The organism is Erysipelothrix aquatica, assembly GCF_009828775.2.
Classification (GTDB): domain Bacteria; phylum Bacillota_I; class Bacilli_A; order Erysipelotrichales; family Erysipelotrichaceae; genus Erysipelothrix; species Erysipelothrix aquatica.
In genome coordinates this window covers 1-3,854 of sequence record NZ_WTSY02000062.1, presented here as the reverse complement: position 1 = coordinate 3,854, position 3,854 = coordinate 1, and the positions used below count along the sequence as shown (strand labels likewise).

The following is a 3,854-nucleotide window of genomic DNA, read 5'->3' as shown; positions in this document are numbered from 1 at the left end:
TAATTAAAGCAGATCAAACAGTTTATGCAATCTATGAAGCAAACAATGTTACAGTAACGTTTGTGGATGGAACTACATCAACACCAGTTGTTACGAAATACGACCAAGCGTTAGATGCAAGCAAGATCCCTGCAACGGTTAAAGAGGGCTATACATTCAAAGAATGGAACACTCAAGCCGATGGCAAAGGAACTGCATTTGATACCACAGCGGTAATTAAAGCAGATCAAACAGTTTATGCAATCTATGAAGCAAACAATGTTACAGTAACGTTTGTGGATGGAACTACATCAACACCAGTTGTTACGAAATACGACCAAGCGTTAGATGCAAGCAAGATTCCTGCAACGGTTAAAGAGGGCTATACATTCAAAGAATGGAATACTCAAGCTGATGGCAAAGGAACTGCATTTGATACCACAGCGGTAATTAAAGCAGATCAAACAGTTTATGCAATCTATGAAGCAAACAATGTTACGGTAACGTTTGTGGACGGAACTACATCCACACCAGTTGTTACGAAGTACGACCAAGTATTAGATGCAAGCAAGATTCCTGCAACGGTTAAAGAGGGTTATACATTCAAAGAGTGGAACACTCAAGCAGATGGCAAGGGAACTGCATTTGATACCACAGCGGTAATTAAAGCAGATCAAACAGTTTATGCAATGTATGAAAAAAATATTGTTCCAATTCAAAAAGTAACGGTTAAATTTGTAGTTGGAACACTAACAAGCGAGGTTACAGTTGATATTAATACTGTAATTCCAACAAATAGAATTCCTTCAACAATTAAAACTGGTTATACCTTTAAGGGATGGAACACAAAAGTAGATGGACTTGGAACGAAGATAGATTTCACAAAAGCTATCACAGAGGACCAAACAGTCTATGCAATCTATGACAAAGATGTTGAACCTGTACAAAAAGTAACCATCACATTCGTTGATGGTGAAACAACAACTCCAGTCGTAATTGACGTCAATACTGTAGTATCAGCTGATCAAGTTCCAACAACAGCTAAAGCAGGTTACACCTTCAAAGGTTGGAATACACAAGCTGACGGCAAAGGGTTAATGATTGACTTAACACAACCAATCACTGCCGACCAAACAGTTTACGCGATTTACGAAAAGAACATTGTCCCAGTAGAAACAGTAACCGTGACATTTGTTGATGGAAGTATCAAAACACCAGTTGTAGTTGCGATCAATACGGTATTACCAGGTGCTAAGATTCCAGCAACAGTTAAAGACGGCTACACTTTCAAAGGTTGGAATACACAAGCAGATGGCAAAGGTCAATATTTCGATACATCAATCGCAGTAGCTGAAGATATCACGATTTATGCAATCTACGAAAAGAATGAAACAAAACCAGTCTTACCTGCAACCGGAGTAGCATCCAATTATTTAGCACTTCTAAGTGGCCTAACAATTATTGCCGGAGGTTTATACTTATCACTATTCTCAAATAAACGAAAAGATAAGAAAGCATAAGCGAATTGCCAACTTAATAGAATTTAATGGAAACCATCGTTATAAATTAATGATGGTTTTCTTATATTTCCTGATAAGTTTTAGCGTGCGAGGTTAGCAGCAATGTAAATTATCTAGAAATACAAATACATCCAAAATTTTTTTAGTTGTAATTTCCTGATAGAGTCTATTTTAAGATCAATAATTCAATTGAAGTTTGTAGAAATGAATTTACGTCGTTCACTAAATGTGTAAAAAGATTATGAAATTAAAGTGACACTTCTCTATACGCGTAAAAACATATTTCGAATACTATATGGAGAAAACTATCATAAAATCAAGTTTTAGTAAGATAGTTCATAAAGTGTTAAGAATAAAGTTAACAATCATTAAGTTTAAATATCCCGCCACGGATTAATTATTAAGGGCAATTAGCAATAATATTCTATTGTGTTAACATTAATGTAGTGGTCTATACCAATTTTTAGAATATGAATATTATATTTTCGCTCGTATTTAAAAATTGATAGATGATTTACTTAAGAGGAGGGGAAGTAATGAAGAAATTATACAGTAAAGTATTAATCATAATGTCTATATCATTGTTCTTAGTTGTTGGAATAATGCCAACTAGTGCTTATGCAGAGAATAATGATGTTACTCAGTATGTTCAGTTTGGAAATAATAAAATGGAGGTATCAAAAGGCAATGATGAGTGGGAGACAGTTTACCAAGATGGAGGCTATGTAGAAAATGCAAAACCTATCTATACTGGAAACAAAATTCGTTTTACATTTACATGGTCAATTCGAGATTTAATAACCAACAACATTAAGCCAGGTGACTATTTTGAGATTAAGTTGCCAACGGAGTTGATGAGTTTTATTACTACCGAAGCAAAAATTTTAACAGACAGTAATGGACAACCGTTGGGTGAATTTCTAATTAGTAAAGAAAGTGGTAAAGTAGTGGTGAAGTTTGATGAGAATATTGATGGTAGGTTAGATATCACAAACGGAACTTTCAATGCCATTGGAACTGCTGACAAGAAGACTGATGGAAAAACTGTATTTGAACTTGCTGGAGAAACGATTCCATTTGAGGTTCGCCAAAGCAACACCCTTTGGGGTGATGTCGGTCACATGAATAAGCAAGGTTGGCAAGAAGGTACTTCAAATCAAGTGTATTGGTCACTTTTTGTAAACCAGACGAACCTAAAAAATATATATGAAGCGCGTGAAACAACAGTTATAACAAATGTTCTTTTAGAAGATACCATTGAAAAAAATATGACATTAGATCGGTTAACAATCAATGCACCATTAATGTTGTCAGAATCTAATGGTAAACTAACGTGGAAGTCATTTTCAAATAAAGATATAACAAGTAGTTTTGAAATTCTTACACAAAACCCGGATGAATCATATTCTAAATTTAAAGCAAGAGTATCTGGAAGCGATGGTCCAGCCAGGGGTTTGTATCTCGATGATAGTGGAACAAATCATCTCTTGATATCGTTTAAAAACTTGCCAGGTTCACATTTATCAAATTTTACGTTAGAAGAAGCAATTTCTAAACTTGACACATTTAAAGTTTCGAATCCAGAATATTTTGAGAATGATGAGTACACTCAGACAGTAGAAGATATAACAAAACTTTATGAGGTTCAAATGGTACTGGAATAATTATGCCATCAATAAGTGTATGGAGCACAGTTTCTGGTGGTAATCAGTTACTTAGCAATACAGCGAAGTTAACGTACAATAATACTAAAACTGAAGAGAGTACTGGAATAATTAAGTATATTGATTATAAAGGTGGAGCCGAAACAGTTGATCCCCAGGCAGTACTTATCAACAAATTAGATGATGATACTAATAATGTGCTTGAGGGTGTTGAATTTGAACTCCAACATATGAATCAATCGGGTAACTATGAAAAGTATAAGGAAGCTAGCATTACTGATAAAAAAGGAAATGCAGAGTTTAAACAACTGCCGTATGGAAAGTTTCGAATCGTAGAATCTAAACCATTAGATGGTTATCAAAATCGAGTATCATTTGTAGATGGTTTGGGAAATGTTAGTGAAAATGAATATCTCTTTGAAATTAACGGAACAGAAACCAAAGGAATATATTTGTCAGCTTACAACTACAAAAATCCGGCTATTCGTATCGAAGGTACTAAAACATGGGATGATGCGAATAATCAAGACGGCCTACGACCAAAAACGATCACAGTAAACCTGATGAAAGGGACTGAAATCGTAGCAAGCCAAGAAATTGGTGAAACTGAGAACTGGACATATGAATTTGATAACCTCGCAGAGTTTGAAAATGGAAACGCAATTGTCTATCATGTTGAAGAAGTGGCGGT

The 3,854-nt window shown here is 35.0% G+C and carries 3 protein-coding genes; all 3 read left to right on the top strand.

Annotation, left to right across the window (positions count from 1 at the left end; translation table 11 throughout):
- On the top strand, nt 1-1,499 hold a 1,499-nt coding region (locus GVV20_RS10295; protein ID WP_250690202.1), incomplete at its 5' end, for an InlB B-repeat-containing protein.
- 536 nt (nt 1,500-2,035) lie between these two features.
- A complete protein-coding gene (locus GVV20_RS10290; protein ID WP_250690201.1) occupies nt 2,036-3,163 on the top strand; it encodes an Ig-like domain-containing protein in 1,128 nt (375 codons plus the stop codon).
- 2 nt (nt 3,164-3,165) lie between these two features.
- Nucleotides 3,166-3,854, top strand: a 689-nt coding sequence (locus GVV20_RS10285) for a Cna B-type domain-containing protein (RefSeq protein WP_250690200.1), incomplete at its 3' end; no start/stop codon positions are given.